The sequence below is a fragment of the Cytobacillus praedii genome (assembly GCF_001439605.1).
In the GTDB taxonomy this organism is placed as follows: domain Bacteria; phylum Bacillota; class Bacilli; order Bacillales; family Cytobacillaceae; genus Cytobacillus; species Cytobacillus praedii.
The window spans coordinates 20,491-41,542 of sequence record NZ_LMBX01000003.1 but is presented as its reverse complement, the minus strand read 5'-3'; the positions used below and the strand labels follow the sequence as shown (position 1 = coordinate 41,542).

Here is a 21,052-nt window from a genome sequence, read left to right as displayed (position 1 = left end):
GATGTAATAATATGAAGTTCTTTTCGCAAACTAGTTTTATCAAACGAAAGTGGCTGTTCATTTTTTTATTCTTATATTGAAACCCATTCGATTTGACGAAACCAGTCAAGCTTATTAAAAATTCGCTTAGATTCCTTGCATAACGAGTATATTCCATCGTATAATGCAGTCAATTTCAAAAGTTCATTCCATTTTTACATCCTAAGAAATGGATTCCTGCTGATATTTTCGAGAGTCAATCTTGCATTGGCCTAAAGCCAATTGTGACATTTTAATTAATATAAAGAAAAAATTTCTTAATAGTATAGATTAATCATCTAAATGTGTTATACTAATTAAGAGATGTAATCACTTTCAAAAATAATCCTGGATAAAGGAAGGTATTCATCAGATGAATTCTGTTAGCATTCCAAATAAATTGATCGATTTACTTAAAGGAAATAATATTCAAATTCAATTGTCTGTCCCTCAGCTTGTTGAAAAAGTATTGAACCGTAACGAAGGATCACTGACATCAACTGGAGCTGTTGCTGCAACAACTGGTAAATATACTGGCCGTTCGCCTAAAGATAAGTATATAGTGAAAGAAGCATCAACATTAGATACAGTTGATTGGGGAAGTGTGAACCAGCCAATTTCTGAAGAAATATTCTCTAATTTATATAACAAAGTGTTAAGCTACTTACAAGAAAAAGACGAAGTATTTGTTTTTAAAGGATTCGCAGGTGCTGATAAAAAACATAGACTGCCAATCCAAGTCATTAACGAGTACGCTTGGCATAACTTATTTGCACATCAGCTATTCATTCGCCCTACAGATGAAGAATTATTGGATCACCAAGCAGAATTCACAGTTATATCCGCACCAAACTTCAAAGCGGACCCTGCTGTTGATGGAACAGCTTCTGAAACCTTTATTATTGTTTCTTTTGAAAAACGTACGGTATTAATTGGCGGAACTGAATATGCTGGTGAAATCAAGAAATCAATATTCTCGATCATGAACTATTTACTTCCAGAAAACGGAATTCTCCCTATGCATTGTTCAGCTAACGTTGGACTTGAAGGGGATGTTGCTCTGTTCTTCGGTCTTTCTGGAACTGGGAAAACAACTTTATCTGCAGATCCAAATCGCCGTTTAATCGGTGATGATGAACACGGATGGTCTCCAAACGGTGTATTCAATATTGAAGGCGGCTGCTACGCAAAATGCATCAACCTTACTCGTGAGAAAGAACCGCAAATTTTTGATGCAATCCGTTTTGGTGCAGTGCTAGAAAACGTAGTGATAAATAGCGAGAGCCGAGTGGCCGACTATGATGACAACACTTTAACTGAAAACACTCGTGCTGCATACCCAATACAAGCGATTGATAATATTGTTGATCCAAGTATTGCTGGACACCCTAATACGATTATCTTTTTAACGGCTGATGCTTTTGGCGTCCTGCCTCCTATCTCTAAATTAACGAAAGAGCAAGCAATGTACCATTTCCTAAGTGGTTATACATCTAAGCTTGCTGGTACAGAGCGTGGAGTGACTTCACCAGAAGCAACCTTCTCTACATGCTTTGGTTCACCATTCTTGCCTCGTGCAGCGACTGAATATGCTGAAATGCTTGGTAAGAAAATCGATGAGCATAATGCAAAGGTATACCTTGTGAATACAGGCTGGACTGGCGGAGAATATGGGGTTGGCAATCGTATGAAGCTTCCATATACTCGTGCAATGGTTCAATCTGCTCTAGAAGGCGAATTGAACAATGTAGAAACCATTAAGGATGAAATTTTTGGCCTAGAAATTCCATTGCATGTACCTGGTGTACCAGATGAAGTGCTCCAGCCAAACAAAACTTGGGATAATCAAGCAGCCTATGAAGTAAAAGCGAAAGAACTTGCAGCTAAGTTCCGTGAAAACTTCAAGAAGTTCTCAAATGTCCCATCTGAAATTGAAGAAAAAGGCGGTCCAACCGCTTAATATACTCTATATATCGATGTTGTAAAATTAGCTTCATTCCCCGAAAAAAGGAATTGCCTTAAATGGCAATTCCTTTTTTTTAACTTCTCACTGCTTCTTCATCCAATTCGTTAAATCCTGGACGACCTTTCGATTTATTGCGGGTGGAAAGTAATGAGTAAACCCTTGAAAATACCAGCTTTCTACTTTTTTATTTAGTGCTTTCAATCTTTTCTCTAGACGATAGGCATGTTCGGCTGAGACATTTTCATCTTTTTCCCCATGGATGATTAATACGGGAGATTGTAGCCTCTCTATTTGAAAAAGTGGCGTTCGATACTCATACCGCTCCGGAAACTTCGTTGGTGTCCCACCGATCACCCTTTTCATCATTCTTCGTAAATCCTCTCTCTCCGTATATGTTAGAAACATATCACTGACACCGCCCCAGGTCACCATTGACTTTGCCTCAGGAAATTGAATGGCTGTCAATAGTGCCATGACACCTCCTCTAGAGAAGCCAAAAATATGTGTACCCTTTACCCTTGGGTGGGACTGCAAAAGTCTAAAAGCAGAAAAGGCATCCTCCCGATCCTCGCCAGCAAAATCCTCATTGCCTTCGCCTTCCTGATTCCCCCGGTAAAATGGCGCAAAGACAATAAAACCCTCTGAAGCAAACTGAACAATACGTCCTGGCCTCACTTTCCCAACATTCTTGATTCCACCACGTAAGTAAAGAAAACCATCATAGATTTCATTTCCTTTAGGCTCAGCTAAAAGCCCCTTTACTTTTAAATCGTCTGATCGATAGGTAACGATAGATAATTCGATGCCAGGGTTAGGTGATGGAAACCTTTCCTTATGTATGATTTGGTCCATCCATAGTTCATCTCCTATTCTGTTAACTTAACCGGTATATCATAATTCTGACCGGATTTCGTTAATAAATCTATAAATAAAAAGTTTATCTAGGCATTCACACATTTTTTGCACACTCATACGATAATGTAGGCTTTAAAGCTGATATATCTTGTGATTAATGGAGGTTTGCGCGATGAAAAAATGGCTAAAAGTTAGTTTTTCCCTTGTTTTAATTGCCATTCTTATTATACCCCTTGCAGCCTGTGGAAAAGATAAGGTTCAAAATATTCGTATCGGTGAAGTAACAAGATCCATTTTCTATGCGCCACAATATGTTGCACTTGAAAAGGGTTATTTTGAAGAGGAGGGCTTAAATGTCGAACTGACCACTACTGCTGGCGGAGATAAGACCATGACAGCCTTATTGTCAGACAGTATTGACATTGCCCTTGTTGGATCTGAAACATCTATCTATGTTTATGCACAAGGCTCAAATGATCCAGTTATCAACTTTGCTGCACTTACTCAAACAGATGGTACATTTCTTGTTTCTCGTGAAAAAATAAACAATTTTTCTTGGGATCAATTAAAAGGGGCAACCTTCCTTGGACAGCGCAAAGGCGGCATGCCGCAAATGGTTGGTGAATTTGTTCTGAAAAAGCATGGCATTGATCCACATCAAGATTTAGATTTAATTCAAAATGTTGATTTTGCCAATATCGCTCCAGCCTTTGCCTCTGGAACAGGCGAATTTGTCCAGCTTTTCGAACCAACAGCCAGTGTGTTTGAACAAGAAGGAAAAGGCTATATCGTTGCCTCATTCGGGGAGGAATCTGGCAACCTTCCATACACAACATTTATGACAAAAGAGAGCACAATTAAAGAAAATAAAGAAACAGTTGAAAAGTTTACAAGAGCCATTTATAAGGCACAGCAATGGGTAGACACACATACAGCAAAAGAAATAGCAGATGTGATTAAAGGCTATTTCGATAACACGAATATCGAAACAATTGAAATGGTTGTTGAACGCTATAAAAATCAAGGCTCGTTTGCAACAAATCCGATTTTAAATGAAGATGGCTGGAATAACCTGCAAGATGTCATGGAGGAAGCTGGTGAGCTGCCTGAACGAATTGACTATGAAACGCTTGTTAATACTGAAATTGCTGAAGGTGTAATGAAGTAAGTCCAATTCGTTCCCGTGCACCTGCTTTTTACTCAGTAACGGGAACGATTACTCGCTTTTCGTTCCTGGGTATCTGCTTTTTAGTCAGTAATGGGCTCGTTTACTCGCTTTTCGTTCCCGTGTATCTGCTTTATACACAATAATGGGCATGATTACTCGCTTTTCGTTCCCGTGCATCTGCTTTTTACACAATAACGGGCTCGTTTGCTCGCTTTTCGTTCCCGGGTATCTGCTTTTTACTCAATAACGGGCACGATTGCTCGCTTTCCGTTCCTAAACCAAAGTTATTAAAAATGAAGAAAAAAAGATACTAAGGAGGGTTCCAATGGATTTCTTAAGCTTACAAGGAATTCACCATACGTACTTTACAAAGACCTCTGCCACAACAGCCCTCTCCGATATTTCACTTGAGATCGGGGAGGGAGAATTTGTTTCCTTCCTTGGACCAAGCGGCTGTGGAAAAACAACCCTGCTGTCGATTATTGCCGGCTTGCTTGAGCCAACTGCTGGAACAGTTACATTAGAGGAAAAAGACGTTCAAGAAGCAAGTAAAAATATTGGCTACATGCTCCAGCAGGATTATCTTTTTCCATGGAAAACAATCGAAGAAAATATTTTATTAGGATTAAAAATTGATGGCAGTCTGAATGATTCAAACAGAGATTACGCTCTCACCCTTCTCGAGAAAATGGGACTTAAAGGTGTAGAGAAACAGTATCCTAAACAACTATCTGGCGGAATGAGGCAGCGAGTAGCCTTAGTTAGAACATTAGCAACGGAGCCAAAGCTTCTCATGCTTGATGAACCTTTTTCAGCACTCGATTATCAAACAAAGCTAAAGCTAGAGGATCTCGTTTCCAATACATTAAAATCGTTTGGAAAAACAGCCATTCTAGTGACACATGATATTGGGGAGGCCATTGCGATGAGCGACCGCATTTTTCTCTTCTCCTCCAGTCCAGGACAGATTCACAAAACGTTTATTATGCCTGATGATTTAAGAGAAGCAACCCCATTCAATGCACGGAACCATGAAGCTTATTCAAGTATCTTTCAAACTGTCTGGAAGGAGCTGGAATCTCTTGAACCCACAAACAAACATTGAACAAGGACACCGTAGATATCTTCAATCATTAAAACGTGAAAAGAAATGGGTCCGATTTTACCAGCTTATCATTTTTCTAGTCTTTTTTTCAGGATGGGAGATTGCTAGCAGAATGCAGTGGATTGATCCATTAATCTTTAGTTCACCATTCAAAGTATGGGAGCTCTTCCTTACAAAAGTTCAAGACGGAACTTTATTTGTAGATTTAAGCTATACACTTTTTGAAACGATATTTGGGTTTATTTTAGGAACAGTACTTGGTACCTTGCTAGCTGCTATCCTTTGGTGGTCACCGCTACTTTCAAAAATTGCGGATCCCTATCTAGTCGTTTTAAACTCAATGCCTAAGGTAGCACTTGGCCCGATTTTGATCGTGGCACTAGGTCCTAGCTTTACATCCATCGTCGCAATGGGAGCAATTATCTCCATTATCATCACAACAATCGTCGTCTATACTTCATTTAAAGAAGTAGATCCTAACTATATAAAGGTACTGCAAACCTTTGGTGCCACCCGATTTCAAATTTTCAAAGAAGCCATTTTACCTGCCTCTTTCCCAGTCATCATATCCACACTTAAAGTCAATGTCGGCTTATCTTGGGTTGGTGTCATTGTTGGTGAATTCCTTGTCGCCTCAAAAGGTCTTGGGTACATGATTATCTATGGATTCCAAGTATTTAACTTCACACTTGTGATGCTTTCTCTCCTTGTAATTGCCATATTTGCTACAATTATGTATCAGCTGGTTGAACTATTAGAAAGAAAATTAATTAAAAATGGGTCGTAAGAAAAGTTTCTACCGCTTTTCTTATGACCCATTTTCTAATTATCAATAATATCGATTTTATACTGTTCAAGCCACATGTTGATTTGCGAAAGATGAGCGATGAGCTGCGGTCCTGTCATAAGCTGACCATACCAAGGAACTTTAAATGAGGATCCGTTAGAATCAATGATTTCTTGAACTTTTTGTTTCGAGATGATTTCTAGGATTGGGGAAGTTTTGTTATTGAGGATAGCAGTTAATTTGTTTTTGACTAGATTCATATATTGCGGATGATATGTTTTTGGATATGGACTCTTTTTCCGATAAAGTACCTCATTAGGAAGCACCCCTTCAAGAGCCTTTCGTAATATACCTTTTTCACGGCCATTCAGCATTTTCATCTCCCATGGAATGTTCCATGCATATTCCACGATACGATGATCAGCAAATGGCACACGCACCTCTAAGCTTGCCCCCATGCTCATACGATCTTTGCGATCAAGCAATGTTTGCATAAACCAGACCATATTTAAATAAAACATTTCCCGGCGTCGAGCCTCTATTGATGATTCTCCATCTAATTGAGGGGTTTCAGCCACAGTTTCACTGTAACGCTCTTTCACATAGCTTTGTAAATCAAGTTTCTCCTGCCATTTTGGAAGAAGAAGCTGCTCTCTTTCAGCATGCGATCTCATCCATGGAAACCCATTGATATGAAGCAACTCTTCTCTATAAAACCACGGGTATCCTCCGAAAAGCTCATCCGCACATTCACCAGATAATGCAACCGTGAAATCCTGTTTAATATGCTCACAAAACCATAAAAGGGAAGAGTCTATATCTGCCATTCCTGGCAAATCCCTCATTCGGACGGCATCCTCCAAACGATCGGCAAGCTGTTCATTATTAATAATCGCCGAGTGGTGGATTGAGCCCAAATGCTGCTTCATCCTTTGAATCCATGGACCATCCTGATCAGGCTGAAATGCACTTGCTTCGAAATACTCACTGTTGCGATCATAATCAATCGAATACGTGTGGAGTGAACCCCTTCCTTCCTTTTTAAAATACGCGGAAGCAAAGGCACTGAGCGCACTCGAATCAATTCCGCCTGATAAAAAAGTACACACAGGCACATCTGCAACCAACTGGCGTTCTACAGCATCCTTTACTAGATATTTTACTTGATCTACAGTATCCTCTAATGAATGCTGATGCCTCTTGCTTTCTACATTCCAATAGCGCCATATTTTCATGCCATTTTTCGTAAAGATTAGGGAATGAGCAGGGCGAAGTTCTTTAATCCCCCTAAAAACCCCATGACCAGGAGTCTTTGATGGACCTAATCCGAACACTTCCTGAAGTCCTTCCCTATCCACTTCCGCTTTCACATTAGGATGAGCCAAAATGGCTTTTAACTCTGAAGCAAATAATAATGAACCCAGCTCTTCCTTATAAAAAAGTGGTTTCACACCAAGTCGATCTCTTGCCATGAAAAGTTTCTCCTGCCCATGGTCCCATACAGCAAAGGCATAGATTCCATTTAAATGGTCTGTGCAGCTTTCTGCCCATTCCATATAGGATGCTAAAAGAACTTCCGTATCAGAATGGCTTTTAAATGAGTGGCCACGCTGGATTAACTCTTTTCGAATGTCCTCCGTATTATAAAGCTCCCCATTATATACGATTGTATATGTGTTTCCGTTTTTTGTTTTAGTCATCGGCTGAATGCCACCTTCAGGATCAACAACGATTAGCCGTTTATGTCCAAATGAGGCATGGCGTGCGCTCCAGACACTCGAAGCATCTGGACCGCGCTTTGCTAAGGTTTGCGCCATCCTTTCCACGATGAATTCTTCTTTTGTCAAATCTTGATGCCAATTAATCCATCCTGTTATTCCACACACAGATTATCACACTCTTTCGTTATTTTTTAACTATTAATATTGTAAAATGTACTGTTCCCGCTCCCATGGATGGACCTGCGTCCGGAACATATCCCACTCAATTTCTTTTGCTTCAATAAAATGTTCAAACAGATGCATACCTAGCGCACTTGTTATTACTTCATCTGATTTTAAATTTTCAAGTGCATGTGCTAATGTAGACGGCAAATCCGCGATGCCATTTTCAATCCGTTCTTCCTTAGACATGACGTAGATGTTTCTATCCACCGGCTCAGGCGGAGTTAAACTATTTTTTATTCCATCTAGTCCGGCAGCTAATAAAACAGCCATTGCCAAGTACGGATTGGCAGCCGGATCTACACTTCTTACCTCTACACGAGTACTCATTCCACGGGATGCTGGTATGCGTATAAGCGGGCTTCTATTTCTCGCTGACCACGCGACATAACACGGTGCCTCATAGCCAGGCACTAGCCTTTTATAGGAATTAACCGTTGGATTAGTAATCGCTGTAAAATTCGGGGCATGCTTTAAAATACCTGCAATAAATTGTCGTGCCGTCCCGCTTAACTCTAACGAACCACTTTTTTCATAGAAAGCATTCTCTCCTTCTTTAAACAAAGATAGATTACTATGCATTCCAGAACCATTCACACCAAATAATGGCTTAGGCATAAATGTTGCATGAAGTCCATGCTTGCGGGCAATTGTTTTCACAACAAGTTTGAATGTTTGAATATCATCACAAGCCTTTAATGCATTCTGATATTTAAAATCAATTTCATGCTGCCCGGGTGCTACTTCATGGTGGGAAGCTTCAATTTCAAAACCCATTTCTTCTAACTCTATTACGATGTCACGGCGGCAGTTTTCGCCAAGATCGGTTGGCGCCAAATCAAAATATCCGCCTTGATCATTCAGCTCCAGTGTTGGCTGACCATTTTCATCTAGTTTAAACAAGAAAAATTCTGGCTCTGGTCCAACATTAAAATCAGTAAATCCTAGTTCTCTCATTTCATTCAAAATACGTTTTAAATTACTGCGGGGGTCTCCTTCAAATGGAGTGCCATCTGGATGATAAATATCGCAGATCAATCGGGCAACCTTTCCTTTTTCAGCTGTCCATGGAAAAATAACAAAAGTGTCCAGGTCAGGATATAAGTACATATCTGACTCTTCAATGCGAACAAATCCTTCGATTGACGAGCCATCAAACATCATTTTATTATCCAATGCCTTTGGCAGCTGGCTGATTGGAATTTCCACATTTTTTATCGTTCCAAATAAATCAGTAAACTGTAATCGGATGTATCGAACATTTTCCTCTTTGGCAACCTTCATAATCTCGTCTCTGCTATAAGACTTTGTCATTTTATTTCCTCCCTTTTGCAAAATAATAATTTTATTGGTGATCTTTTTTGGTATTTTTATAGGAAAAATCAATAAAGGCTATTGATTACCTTTTCTGCTTTTTTTAAAGGAAAACTGAACTCAATAGGGGTTATTGATGACCTTTTTTGCCTTTTTTACAGGAAAACTGGAATCAATAAGGGCGATTGATGACCTTTTTTACTTTTTTCACAGGATAATCGAACTCAATAGAGGGTATTGATTCCCTTTTTTACTTTATTTACAGGCAAATCGAACTCAATAGAGGGTATTGATTACCCTTTTAGCCTTTTTTACAGGAAAACTGGAATCAATAAGGGCGATTGATGACCTTTTTTACTTTTTTTACAAGAAAACTGGAATCAATAGTGGTTATTGATGACCATTTTTGCTTTTTTTTACATGAAATCTGAACTCAATAGGGGTTATTGATGACCTTTTTTGCTTCTTATACAGGAAAACTGGAATCAATAAGGGCGATTGATTCCCTTTTTTACTTTATTTACAGGCAAATCGTACTCAATAGAGGTTATTGATGACCTTTTTAGCCTTTTTTACAGGAAAATCATACTCAATAAAGGTTATTGATTACCTTTTTTGCTTCTTTTACAGGAAAACTGAACTCAATAGGGGTTATTGACGACCTTTTTTGCCTTTTTTACAGGAAAACTGGAATCAATAAGGGCGATTGATTCCCTTTTTTACTTTATTTACAGGAAAATCGTACTCAATAGAGGTTATTGATGACCTTTTTAGCCTTTTTTACAGGAAAATCAGACTCAATAAAGGTTATTGATGACCTTTTTTGCTTTTTTTACAGGAAAACTGAACTCAATAGGGACTATTGACGACCTTTTTTGCTTCTTTTACAGGAAAACTGAACTCAATAGGGGCTATTGATGACCTTTTTTGCTTTTTTTACAGGAAAACTGAACTCAATAGGGGTTATTGATGACCTTTTTTGCTTCTTTTACAGGAAAACTGGAATCAATAAGGGCGATTGATTCCCTTTTTTGCTTTTTTCACAGGATAATCGAACTCAATAGAGGCTATTGATGACCTTTTTAGCCTTTTTACAGGAAAACTGGAATCAATAAGGGCGATTGATTCCCTTTTTTACTTTTTTCACAGGATAATCGAACTCAATAGAGGCTATTGACGACCTTTTATCCTTTTTTATAGGAAAACTGAACTCAATTTGTATTCCTACTAAATACTTATTGGATTATCCTTCCAACACTAATTCACCATGGCAAATATAGGCAGCCTCCCCCCTTTTCCAAACATGATCATCTTCATCCCAGCTTATTGTCAGCTGCCCTCCTGGGAGATGAACGGTTATTGGAATATATTGATCTACCAAGTGATTTAATGTGGCCGCAACAACAGCTGCACACGCACCAGTGCCGCATGCCATTGTTAGTCCCGAGCCTCTCTCCCATACACGGTAATAGATCTCTTGGCGACTTTTCACATGGACGATGCCTAAATTCACTCGTTCAGGGAATAATTCGGAGTATTCAATTACAGGACCGATTTCTTCTAATGGAAATGTGGCTACATTATCAACAAATAAAATCGAATGTGGATTGCCCATTGAAACACATGTCATTGGAAAACTTTGCCCGCCAATTGTAAGAAGTTCATTTATCGTCTTTGCTTCCGGGTCTCCATTCATCGGAATCATTCCTTTAGTCAGCTTTGGCTTTCCCATATCAATGGTCACCGATCGGACAATCCGTTTTTTATCCGGTTCCACTTTGACATGAACGATTCCGCCTAACGTTTCAATTGAGAAATCTGTGCTTGTTGCATACATGTGGTCGAAGAGATATTTCGCTACACATCTTAAGCCATTTCCACAATTCTTCCCTTCTGAACCATCCTCATTAAAAATCCTCATTTTAAAATCAGCGATTTCAGAAGGACACATTAAGATCATGCCATCTGATCCGATTCCGGTGTTTACATTAGATACCGTTATAGCAAGCTGTTCAAAGTCTTGATCTTCCATAGACATTTCCAATAGGTTAAAAAAAATATAATTATTCCCTAATCCATGCATTTTCGTAAATTGCATAAGGGTCCTCCTTTCAAAAGATAAATACATCTCGCCTTAATCTATCTTCTATCTCTTGGATTACTCGAAGCTCTTCCTCGATCCCATTTGCCTGGAAGGTAACTGAAAAGCGGACATATTGACCTGCATCATCCCACGGTACACTAGAGATTAAATGCTCTCGTATTAAATACTGGCTAAACTCTTCTGCCGATTGAAAAGATGGACCATCCGCCACCGCTTTCGGCGTCTTTGTATATAAGAAAAATGATCCCTTCGGCTTCACTGCATGGAAGCCGCATACAGCCAATGCGTTTGTCAATAATTCATGTCTCCGCGAATATTTTTCAGCAGTTTGAATAGTAATTTCCGGATGGGCAAGTGCATAGGCTGCTGCTTTCTGAATGGCAATGAATTGACCGGAATCATTGTTATCCTTTACAGTTGCAAACGCCTTGACAAGCTTTTCGTTCCCTGTGATAAAGCCAATACGCCATCCTGTCATATTGAATGATTTTGATAAGGAATGGAGTTCAATGCCAACGTCCTTTGCCCCTGGTACGGAGAGAAAACTAAGCGGCTGCTCCCCATCAAAGACAAGGGCTGAATAAGCGGCATCATGCACGACAATAAGCTCATGCTTCTTGGCAAATCGAACAACTTCTTCAAAAAATGCTGCAGTTGCAGTCGCTCCAGTCGGGTTATTCGGATAGTTTAAATATAAAAGCTTTGCCTTTTCTAAAACTCTATCACTCAATGTATCTAGCTTCGGAAGAAACAAATTTTCTTCCGTCAGGGGCAGCTGAACGACATCACCGCCGCAGTACTTTGTATGAGTAGCTAAAATCGGGTAACAAGGTGAAGGCATTATTGTAAGATCTCCTGAATTGATAAAAGCTAAAGGCAGCATGGCTAATGCTGATTTTGAGCCGATCACATGATTTATTTCTGTTTCAGGATTAAGATCACTTACACCAAACACCTTATCCATATAAGAGGCAGCTGCTTGCTTAAACTCAGCAATGCCGTTATCCGCATAAAAGCGGTTTTCTGGCTTGCCTGCTTCTTCAGCCAATTTTTGCACGACACGATCATCCGCCATGGCATCAGGTTCGCCAACTCCTAAATCAATCAAATCCATATATGGATTTGCCAAAGTGGCTTCTCTTTTTGCTCTTTTAATCTTTTCAAATTTGTAAATTTCATCTTTCATACCAAATTGCGTTCCGCCTATCCGGTCTGCAAACAGCTGCTGAGTATAATCTGTTGTCATTAGGAATCCTCCATTGTCGGTCTGCTAATCTAAAATGTTATGATTCATCTTATCATTCAAATGACCATTTGGATTTACACCCATTAATTAAATATTTGCACTTTTTTACACATTAAGAAGAAAAATAAATATTCACTATCAATTAATTAGCTAGCTAACTAAAAGGCATTGAGAAAGTATGCGATATGATGGAACGGAATAATGATAGGGTAAGGACAAGCAATCAGCCAACTTAGGAGAGAGGGAAAGAAACATTTATGACAGTCAGTAAGTATTCCTTGCTAACATGTCTATATACATTAGAGCAGAAAAAGATAATCATAAAGACAAAGTAAAATCAACAATCGATAGCTCAGCTACTGTTTGAAAACCAAGACTTTCATATATATGTACTGCAGGCAAGTTCTCGGCTAATACCCCAAGGTAGACATCCGCTGAAAGCTGTCTGCCTATATGTGTAAGTTCACTCGTCACAAGCGTACCTAAGCCTTTTCCTCTTTGGTCATGTCTAGTAACAATGTTTCCAATTTCTACAAGCAAAGGATCATAGAAATGAAAGCCACCAACTGCAATGAACTCTCCACCTTCCTTCACTCCTAGGAAAGGACACCGTTCAATTTCACTTCTTGTAAAAAACTTCATTTCTCCCTTATGTAAAAAAGCAATTACTTCAGAAAACTCATGTTCCTTAACTAGTTGAGTCATGTTCGATTCGAGCAGCTTAGATTGATCTATATGTTTCATTGTAAAAAAACGCTGCGGCATTCCTGTAATGAGGCCAAAGGACTGAAAAAGCTGAAGGTCTCGTTGACATAAGATAATACCGCAATTAACATTTTTATCAAGTTTTATAGCTGCTCTAGTATAAACAATTAGTTCTGGGAAGAAGACATCCTGCTGATTGATACGATAAAAAGAAAAGGCAGGAAAAGACAACTCACTTAGATAAGCTAAAACAGCAGTCAACTGATTATCGACATATTGACCAATAAATTTGGCTTTATCCATTCGCTGTGTTAAATAGCTATAAAAAAGTAAATGCTGATCCTTTTCAACTTGATCAATTAATTGAACAATTGCTTCTTGTGTAAGCAAACGATGTGAAATCATAATCTACCTCTCATTCGGTGAATAGTCTGCTATTTTCTAATAATTTCTATAAAAAAGAGCGTAAATCCTTTTTTGGATCAACGCTTACCATCCCATAAAATTAGTGAAACCTATACTGTTTTTTGTTTATTTCCCTACTTTATACGCTGTCTCACTAATAATGAAACTTAACTTTAAACGACTTAACCATGCTTCCGAATCTGTTACTCTTCCATTGGTACTATTTATATCCTCCTGATATTCCAATCCTTCTACGGGCAGATAATTAACCTCTAAGTTTGCGATTCTATGTACAATCATAGCCCATTCCGCATCTGTCATTTTTTCTTTAGAGCAATCTTTTATATAGTTCCCAGCCTTTCTTGAGAACGCACATGAACCAGCAGTAATATCCACTTCTTTCCCCAGCTCTATAGAGCAAATCCTATTGGTAATTCTTTCTGTTTCTTGCCACTCGATTGGGTGAGTTTGAAATGCTCTTTCTGTTCTGCCTAAAATTAAATAATCAAATTGAGGAATGAAACTTACTATTTTTCTTAATTCAATCGAGTGTTTCTGTACCCAGGTTATTAACCTATCAAAATCGCAGTAATGAAAGAACTGGCTTGTTCCAGATAGACCAAACTTAACAGCCTCTCTTCTTGCATGTGCTGCACCTAATTTAGGAATTATTTTTGTTTTAAATTTACTATTTTCTAATGCATCCAATAGATTTCTTGATGATTCCTCACTAACGGTAATAAAAAGTTCGGAATAAACATCTTCCAACAGCTCTTTGAACTCTTGAAATAGCTTGACATTTCTTCCATGCGGATCATGGGTTACTGTAATTAAAGCTGTTTGAATCATCCTATTCACCTCAGCAAGATAATCGTTTCCACATTCTATACACCAAAATTTTTTCATTCTCTTTATTTAACCATACCCGAACTTTTATCTATACAACAGGGTTTACTCTTTAATTTGCTCTAAATAGTATAAGAATTTTCCATTATCCATTTCTACAATGATTACTCCACTTTTCCCATTATTTGTTTTATACAATACTGTTCCTTTAGGTAATTTATTTGCTGTTAAGTTACCCCAAAACAGAGAAGTTGTGTTTTTATGCTTTTTAATTTCTCCAAGTTTTTTTCCTTTTTGAAACTTACTCTTTTTCTTATCGAACCATTTAAGTTCTGTAGCGTTAGAATAAATCCGGCCGTTATATTTGATGATATCCCTATCTTCATCCATTTTTAAAAAGTTACCGCTAATTAGGATGTATCCACTAATCAACAATAAGAAAAGAAAGAGCAGGACAAGTATTTTCCCTCTCATCATCAAACCTCCTCTATTTAAAAAGGTCAGAAAATCCACACTTCACTTATAATAAAAAAAGCTGCCCATCCAAAACAGACGAATAACCCCTGTTGCACCTTCATTCGTTTACACAAATAAACGCTATATTCATCATAAGTTAAATAGAAACGAGTACCATTATAGCTTAAAGTATCCTAACAAACTGTAAATTTATAGAATTTTCTAATATTAGAGTTTTTAAAAAGAACTATGTTATGTCTTAGCTCTGCGAGACCAAATCACAGCAGGTATGAGAATTAAGGATAAAAGTCCTCCACTCAAAGATAATGTAGCATAACTGGTATTAGCTACTACCATTCCCGAGAGTGCACCGCCAGATGCTCCTGCTAAGGCGATAAAAACATCAAGGGCACCTTGCGTTTTCGCACGTGTTGATGGTTCTGTAGAATCAACTATTTGAGCTGTCCCACTAATCAAGCCAAAGTTCCATCCCAATCCGAGTAAAGTAAGAGCAATGATTAACAGTATCATTGAATTACCTGGTGCAAATGCGGCTAATAAACCTGCAAATAACAATGTAATACCCGAAGCAATACTCATAGCGGTTCTTCCTACTTTATCTGCAAGAACACCTGTGATTAGTGAGGGAAGATACATGGCACCAATGTGAAAACCAATAACGATTCCAACTTCTGCAAGATCGTGACCGTGATGTTTCATATGTACCGGTGTCATAGTCATAATTGCAACCATTACAATTTGAGTTAGAACCATCACCATGGCACCGACCATTAAACCTCTTTTATTTATTGCTTTATCAGCAATTTCTGTTTTATTAATAGGTTCATGTACTAGTTTATAAGCTTCAATCTTATTTGCAATAGTTAACGGGTCTGGACGCAGCATAATAAAAAGAACGAGCCCTGCTAAAATAAATGCTGCAGCTGATAAAATAAATGGACCAGCAAGTGAAGGTACACCAATCAGACTAGCAAATTCACCCATCACTTCTACTAGATTTGGACCTGCAACCGCTCCGAATGTTGTCATAACCATCGTCGTACTAATAGCAGTTGCTCTTTGTTTCTTGTTTGCTAAATCAGTTCCTGCATAACGAGCTTGCAAATTTGCCGAAGTTCCTGCACCATAGATCAACAGAGAGGCAAATAATAAAATTACACTATTCACCATGGCAGCAATCACAACTCCAACTGCGCCGAGCCCCCCTACAATAAAACCTGTCGATAAACCAGTACGGCGCCCGTATCGCTGAGAAAGTTTTCCTATGATGAAAGCTGCAGCTGCGGACCCTAAAGTAAGTAAGGCTACCGGCACTCCTGCATAAGCATCTGTCCCAAGCATTTGCTGTGCCAATAGGGCACCTACTGTAACACCTGCAGCAAGCCCTGCCCCGCCAAAGATTTGTGAAAGACACACAACGAAAAGCACACGTCTATATAGCTTTTTTAGCTTTTCTGGTGAATCTATATAACTCTCAATTGAATCTAGTTCTTGTGCTTTAGCGAACACTTTATCACACCTTCTCACATTTATTTGTCAGCCGATTCAGCGTATGTCCGAAGGATTCTTCCCTTTATACTTTTTAAATTGTCTGCTGAAAAAATGAAGATCATTATAGCCGAGGGCATCTGCCGCTTCTGTTACCGTCATCCCCATGTTATGGAGCAAGTGCTCTGCTCGATTAATCCGAGAATGAATAATGTAATTCCTAACCGTATGTCCAATAATCTCTTTGAATTTGCGGGAAAAGTATCGCGGTGAAAGATTAGCGCGTATGGCTAAACTTTCGATAGAGTGCGGATCACCCGGATGCTGCTGGATAAAGTTTGCAATCTCTCGAATCGTCTCTAAAAGATCGTTGCTTGAATGCTCCAGCTGCCTATCTATTTCTCTCTCTTCCCTTAACAAATGAATCATTAATTGCTTTAGGATTAGCTTTGCCTCAATTTCAGCTCCGAAGGTTTTTACCAAAAATAAACGAATATAACGTGTTAGCAGGGATTCAAAGGGGATAGGGTCTTGAACAATCCGATAAGTTTTTGGCATCAATTCAGGGGTTTCCTCCAAATCAAAATGAATATAGCTAAGCACTAACGGATTTTGCGGATCATGGGAGGCTGTCGTCCAATCGCCAGGCTTAAATAGAAAACAGCTCCCTTTATGTACATCGAATCGTTTTCCATTAAGAACCACAGTCCCTTTTCCGCTCCAAACATAAAACAAATCATAGTTAGGAAGTGGTTTATTTCGTTTCCTCCATTTCCAGTTCGGTTCGCAATGGATCGTTGCAAACGCTGGTATTAGGATAAATGAATCCGGATTGATATGCAGCATAGAATTCACCCTTTCTGCTCTTATCCCTCAATTCTTAAAATACTCCTTTCGACCACTTCATCTTTCATAATAAAGCTGTATTCGTCTCCCCACCTTAAATCTAATATATTTCCTTCAATAAGTACGGGTCCTTCTGTTTCATAATAATGCAGATTTTCGCCAACCCGCTCTACTTCCCCATAGAATATAGCCTTAACAAAAGTCTTTTCATCCAAAGTCACTTCATATTCACCGATAAGTTCCAGCTGCTTTAGAATTGCTCCTGTTTCCTCCAGTACTTCTCGGCGCGCTGCCTCTTCCAATGTCTCCCCTTTTTCAAGCTTTCCTCCTGGAAATTCCAGCCCTCTTTTTTTATGGTTCGTAAGCAGCCATTCCTTGTCTTTTTTGCAAATTACAAGGACGTGCTCCGGCTGCTTGTCAAACGCATGCGGGCAAAATGAAAATTTGACTACTCCACCATTTGCATCAATAAATGTTTCCATCGAATTTCTCCTTCCACACTTCATTCATACAGTTATTATACAGCGTAAAAAAAATTGTGACTAATGACATCTTCCATATTTTTCTTATATGAAAAAAGTATCAAATTACATTTTTTTGAAACTTTACCTATTTTTTTATCGTAGAATTAGAGAGTAAGAGAACCGAAAGCTATTGTGTAATGTTTTTCTTACTTCATTAATATTAAAGGAGTGCTACTTTTGAAAAAAACATTTTCCATTCTTGCAGGCTTCTTATTAGTATTTATGTTAGCAGCTTGTAATCAAACAGCCAAGCCTGTGGATGAGCCCGTAAAAGATAATGAAAAAGCTTCAGAAACTGAAAAAGCGGAGGAAAAAGCATCCGAACTGACGCTTGAAGAAGTAATGAATAAATCCACTGAGGCATCAGAAGGTTTAAAAAGCTTTTCTGTAAAAATGGATTTAACACAGGATATGACTGATCAAGGTGAATTGAATGTTCAAACAACCTCAGTCATCGATATGAACATTGTTACCGAGCCAATGGCATATTATCAAAAAATGAAAATGTCAATGGGAGAAGAAGCAGAAAGCTTTGAGACAGAAAGCTATTTCTCAGAGGCTGGAATGTTTTTCTATGAGCCTTCAACTAGTCAATGGATGAAGTTCCCGCAGGAAATGACCGATACATTCCTGCAAATGTCAGGTCAGCAATCAAATCCAGGGGAAGAGCTAAAGAAATTACAGCAATTTGTAGAGGATTTTACTTTTGAGCAAGATTCCAATAACTATATACTTAAATTAAAGGCATCAGGAGAAAAATTTAATGATTTCATTAAAGAAACAGCAGTTCAGCAATTGCCTCCTGAAATGTCCGCAGAAGACGCGCTAAGCGGGATGAAAATTAATGCTGTGGAATATGAAATCCTTGTCGACAAAAAGACATTTTATCCAGTTGAATTAAATATGGATATGGACTTAGAAATGACGATCGAAGGCCAAACTATCGCCATGAAGCAAAAAATGAACGGACAATATTCAAATTACAACAGCGTTGACGCTATTACTGTTCCTCAAGAGGTAATTGATTCAGCTGTTGAAATGGGTATGTAATTAGAAGGAAATCGGCAATTAGCCGATTTCCTTTTTTCAGCTCAATTATTGGATTTCATCATTTAAAATTCCCATATTTTCAATATGTTTTTTTGCTTCTTCGTCTCCAAGCTGATAAATCAGACCGTATACCTTCTTGATTTTACTGTCATACTCATCATTTGACTTATCATTATGGTATTCTATAAATGGGACATGGGCTCGCCAAAATCCTGCCCATTCTGTTCCATAATTCTGATTAAAATACTCCCGTAGTGTATGAATTTCATTATCTGTCGCATCAATTTTGAAATCCCATGGGGAATCTGTTGCACTTTGTGAGATTTGTCCATGTGCAACAGTTATATAATACGTTTTTTTATTTTGTTCCATCCTGTTCAGCCCCTTTTCGTCATTACTTATCGTTTCCCACATTTAGATTAAAAATATGCGAATTTACGATCATTCTTATGAAAATTACATATACTACATTTAATCTTTAGAAAAAAACTATGGGTTAGCGATTAATTTTTATCATCAAGGGTATTAAAAAAGTATACAATAAAAGAAATAAAAACGAAGGCTGGAGGTGTAAGAATGAAAATTATTGATGAACTATATGAACTTTATCGGAATAAGCTTACTGGAGACGAAGAGGATATTGACATGCTTGCTTTCGCTTTTTTAGAGGAAATGAACCGAGAGGATTTATTGGATATGATTAACGAGTTAAATAACCAGGAGCTGTACAATTTAATGGGGATTTATTTAATTGAAAGCTTAAAGGGAAAGTTTGCGAGTGAGGACTATAGGCAGCCCCGTAATCCAAATCTGCATCAGCGAAATATTCACTAAAAATTATAATTTATACATAAAAAAGGATGGTTCATAAAGGCTGATTGCCCTCTATTGAACCATCTTTTTATTATGTCCTAACCTAAGTATGCCTTTAACATCCAAATATGTTTCTTTAGGCTTTGCTTAATGGCTATAAGCATATCGCCGGTGCCTTCATCATTTGCTTCTTCTGCTAATTGAATACCTTCTTGCAGCTCGTCCGCCATTTTAACAAAATCTGCACAAATGGATTTAACCATGTCTTCCTCTTTTTCTTTTCCAGTCGCCTCTTCAATAGAAGCCATTTCTAGACATTCCTTCATTGTTGCCACAGGACTTCCCTCAAGGGATAGAATTCTCTCTGCCAACTCATCAATATGCTGATTGGCTTCGTTGTATAGCTCCTCAAATTTCTCGTGCAAAGTAAAGAAATGTCTTCCCTTGATATACCAATGGTAGTTATGAAGCTTTACATACAAGATCGTCCAGTTTGCTACTTGCTTATTCACAGATTGAATTAATTTTCCACTCATATTATCATCCTCCCATTTTTATAGTACCCTGAGATAAGATGAGCTAAACACATGAATATTTTTAAAAAGCATAAGGAAAATCTAACTGCTTTCATGTTACACTATGGATAGTAAAAGGAGGTTTGATCATGGTTGCCATTCTAGCTATTTCGGTAATTATTATTGCAATTGTTATTTTTCTTTCTGTTATTACAACCTCTAAAGCGTATACGTACAAGCATACGGTTGATACAATAGATGAAAATCCATATACGAATGAACATACCGCTGAACAAGAAAATGATAAAAAGACATCATAAAAAAACCGGACTGCAATGGTCCGGTTTTTCGAATTTTTTATGCAAAAACTTGCTTCAATTCTTCCTTTGACTGCTCAAGCCAGAAACGCATTAAACGTTTCGCTCCATCTAAATCATGAAGCTTCGCTTGGCCGCATTGCTTTTCATTTGCAGCTGGGATGTCTGTAATTTCAACAGCAGCTTTCATTGTTTCATCAAGCAAGTCAATGATTTCCTCTACAGTTGGCTCTCCGCTTACAACTAAGTAAAAGCCTGTCTGACAGCCCATTGGAGAGATGTCAATGATATCAAAGTGATCATATTTCTCCGAATACGTACGGATATTGAAAGCAAGAAGATGTTCTAATGTATGAATCGCATCAGGCTTCATTGCTTGTTTATTTGGCTGGCAAAAACGAATATCGAACTTATTTACAACCCCATCTGTTCCGACTTTATGAACTCCGCAATGTCTAACATAAGGTGCTTTAACGGCATTATGGTCTAATTCAAAGCTTTCAACTGAAGGCATGTATGTCCACTCCTTTTTCGATTCTCCTATTATTGTAACTTAAATC

At 38.2% G+C, this 21,052-nt stretch carries 21 protein-coding genes; 7 read left to right on the top strand and 14 right to left on the bottom strand.

Annotated elements, in window-relative coordinates:
- Positions 1–391 precede the first annotated feature (391 nt).
- Positions 392–1,978: a phosphoenolpyruvate carboxykinase (ATP) gene (gene pckA / locus ASU02_RS03850; RefSeq protein WP_057761196.1), complete on the top strand. Its 1,587-nt coding sequence runs from the start codon at positions 392–394 to the stop codon at positions 1,976–1,978.
- Positions 1,979–2,065: 87 nt separating this feature from the next.
- On the opposite strand, the gene ASU02_RS03845 is transcribed toward pckA, so the two are convergent.
- On the bottom strand, positions 2,066–2,836 hold the full coding sequence (locus ASU02_RS03845; protein WP_057761193.1) for an alpha/beta hydrolase family protein: 771 nt from the start codon (positions 2,834–2,836) through the stop codon (positions 2,066–2,068).
- A gap of 175 nt (positions 2,837–3,011) precedes the next feature.
- Here ASU02_RS03845 and ASU02_RS03840 point away from each other — a divergent pair, with 175 nt between their 5' ends.
- The 3 genes from ASU02_RS03840 (at position 3,012) to ASU02_RS03830 (ending at position 5,899) form a co-directional block, all read left to right on the top strand.
- Entirely contained in the window at positions 3,012–4,007 is a 996-nt protein-coding gene (locus tag ASU02_RS03840) for an ABC transporter substrate-binding protein (RefSeq protein WP_057761192.1), read from the top strand.
- A gap of 325 nt (positions 4,008–4,332) precedes the next feature.
- Positions 4,333–5,112, top strand: coding sequence for an ABC transporter ATP-binding protein (locus tag ASU02_RS03835; protein ID WP_057761190.1), 780 nt, complete (start codon positions 4,333–4,335; stop codon positions 5,110–5,112).
- Positions 5,090–5,899, top strand: coding sequence for an ABC transporter permease (locus tag ASU02_RS03830; protein WP_057761188.1), 810 nt, complete (start codon positions 5,090–5,092; stop codon positions 5,897–5,899). The genes ASU02_RS03835 and ASU02_RS03830 overlap by 23 nt, the downstream gene beginning before the upstream one ends.
- Positions 5,900–5,934: 35 nt before the next feature.
- On the opposite strand, the gene asnB is transcribed toward ASU02_RS03830, so the two are convergent.
- The 10 genes from asnB to ytkD form a co-directional block, all read right to left on the bottom strand.
- Positions 5,935–7,785 carry an asparagine synthase (glutamine-hydrolyzing) gene (asnB, locus tag ASU02_RS03825; RefSeq protein ID WP_057761185.1) on the bottom strand — a complete coding sequence of 617 codons (1,851 nt, stop codon included), beginning with the start codon at positions 7,783–7,785 and terminating at the stop codon, positions 5,935–5,937.
- Positions 7,786–7,818: 33 nt separating this feature from the next.
- The gene (gene glnA / locus ASU02_RS03820) at positions 7,819–9,156 is read right to left on the bottom strand and encodes a type I glutamate--ammonia ligase (protein WP_057761183.1); all 1,338 of its coding nucleotides are present in this window, start codon (positions 9,154–9,156) and stop codon (positions 7,819–7,821) included.
- 1,243 nt (positions 9,157–10,399) lie between these two features.
- Entirely contained in the window at positions 10,400–11,254 is an 855-nt protein-coding gene (gene dapF, locus ASU02_RS03815) for a diaminopimelate epimerase (RefSeq protein WP_057761181.1), read from the bottom strand.
- Between the two features lie 13 nt (positions 11,255–11,267).
- Positions 11,268–12,506: an LL-diaminopimelate aminotransferase gene (locus tag ASU02_RS03810; protein ID WP_057761179.1), complete on the bottom strand. Its 1,239-nt coding sequence runs from the start codon at positions 12,504–12,506 to the stop codon at positions 11,268–11,270.
- A gap of 318 nt (positions 12,507–12,824) precedes the next feature.
- Positions 12,825–13,616 carry a GNAT family N-acetyltransferase gene (locus ASU02_RS03805; protein WP_057761177.1) on the bottom strand — a complete coding sequence of 264 codons (792 nt, stop codon included), beginning with the start codon at positions 13,614–13,616 and terminating at the stop codon, positions 12,825–12,827.
- A gap of 126 nt (positions 13,617–13,742) precedes the next feature.
- Entirely contained in the window at positions 13,743–14,465 is a 723-nt protein-coding gene (locus tag ASU02_RS03800; protein WP_057761175.1) for a hypothetical protein, read from the bottom strand.
- Positions 14,466–14,567: 102 nt separating this feature from the next.
- A complete protein-coding gene (locus ASU02_RS03795) occupies positions 14,568–14,936 on the bottom strand; it encodes a hypothetical protein (RefSeq protein WP_057761173.1) in 369 nt (122 codons plus the stop codon).
- 234 nt (positions 14,937–15,170) lie between these two features.
- Positions 15,171–16,448 (bottom strand): MFS transporter, encoded by a 1,278-nt coding sequence (locus tag ASU02_RS03790; protein WP_057761171.1) that lies wholly within the window; start codon positions 16,446–16,448, stop codon positions 15,171–15,173.
- A 36-nt stretch (positions 16,449–16,484) separates the two neighbouring features.
- Positions 16,485–17,273 (bottom strand): helix-turn-helix domain-containing protein, encoded by a 789-nt coding sequence (locus ASU02_RS03785; RefSeq protein WP_057761168.1) that lies wholly within the window; start codon positions 17,271–17,273, stop codon positions 16,485–16,487.
- A 20-nt stretch (positions 17,274–17,293) separates the two neighbouring features.
- Positions 17,294–17,755 carry an RNA deprotection pyrophosphohydrolase gene (gene ytkD, locus ASU02_RS03780; RefSeq protein WP_057761165.1) on the bottom strand — a complete coding sequence of 154 codons (462 nt, stop codon included), beginning with the start codon at positions 17,753–17,755 and terminating at the stop codon, positions 17,294–17,296.
- A gap of 219 nt (positions 17,756–17,974) precedes the next feature.
- Here ytkD and ASU02_RS03775 point away from each other — a divergent pair, with 219 nt between their 5' ends.
- Entirely contained in the window at positions 17,975–18,847 is an 873-nt protein-coding gene (locus ASU02_RS03775; protein ID WP_057761163.1) for a DUF6612 family protein, read from the top strand.
- 45 nt (positions 18,848–18,892) lie between these two features.
- Here ASU02_RS03775 and ASU02_RS03770 read toward each other — a convergent pair whose 3' ends face one another.
- Positions 18,893–19,219 carry a hypothetical protein gene (locus ASU02_RS03770; RefSeq protein ID WP_057761161.1) on the bottom strand — a complete coding sequence of 109 codons (327 nt, stop codon included), beginning with the start codon at positions 19,217–19,219 and terminating at the stop codon, positions 18,893–18,895.
- 204 nt (positions 19,220–19,423) lie between these two features.
- Here ASU02_RS03770 and ASU02_RS03765 point away from each other — a divergent pair, with 204 nt between their 5' ends.
- Complete coding sequence (locus ASU02_RS03765) at positions 19,424–19,681, top strand: DUF6154 family protein (RefSeq protein ID WP_057761158.1); 258 nt, start codon at positions 19,424–19,426, stop codon at positions 19,679–19,681.
- A 77-nt stretch (positions 19,682–19,758) separates the two neighbouring features.
- Here ASU02_RS03765 and ASU02_RS03760 read toward each other — a convergent pair whose 3' ends face one another.
- On the bottom strand, positions 19,759–20,196 hold the full coding sequence (locus tag ASU02_RS03760) for a Dps family protein (protein WP_057761156.1): 438 nt from the start codon (positions 20,194–20,196) through the stop codon (positions 19,759–19,761).
- Positions 20,197–20,324: 128 nt separating this feature from the next.
- Between ASU02_RS03760 and ytzI the strand changes: the two genes are divergently transcribed.
- On the top strand, positions 20,325–20,495 hold the full coding sequence (gene ytzI / locus ASU02_RS25670; protein WP_082631691.1) for a YtzI protein: 171 nt from the start codon (positions 20,325–20,327) through the stop codon (positions 20,493–20,495).
- A 37-nt stretch (positions 20,496–20,532) separates the two neighbouring features.
- Here ytzI and ASU02_RS03755 read toward each other — a convergent pair whose 3' ends face one another.
- Positions 20,533–21,006 carry an S-ribosylhomocysteine lyase gene (locus ASU02_RS03755; RefSeq protein WP_057761154.1) on the bottom strand — a complete coding sequence of 158 codons (474 nt, stop codon included), beginning with the start codon at positions 21,004–21,006 and terminating at the stop codon, positions 20,533–20,535.
- Positions 21,007–21,052: the final 46 nt, after the last annotated feature.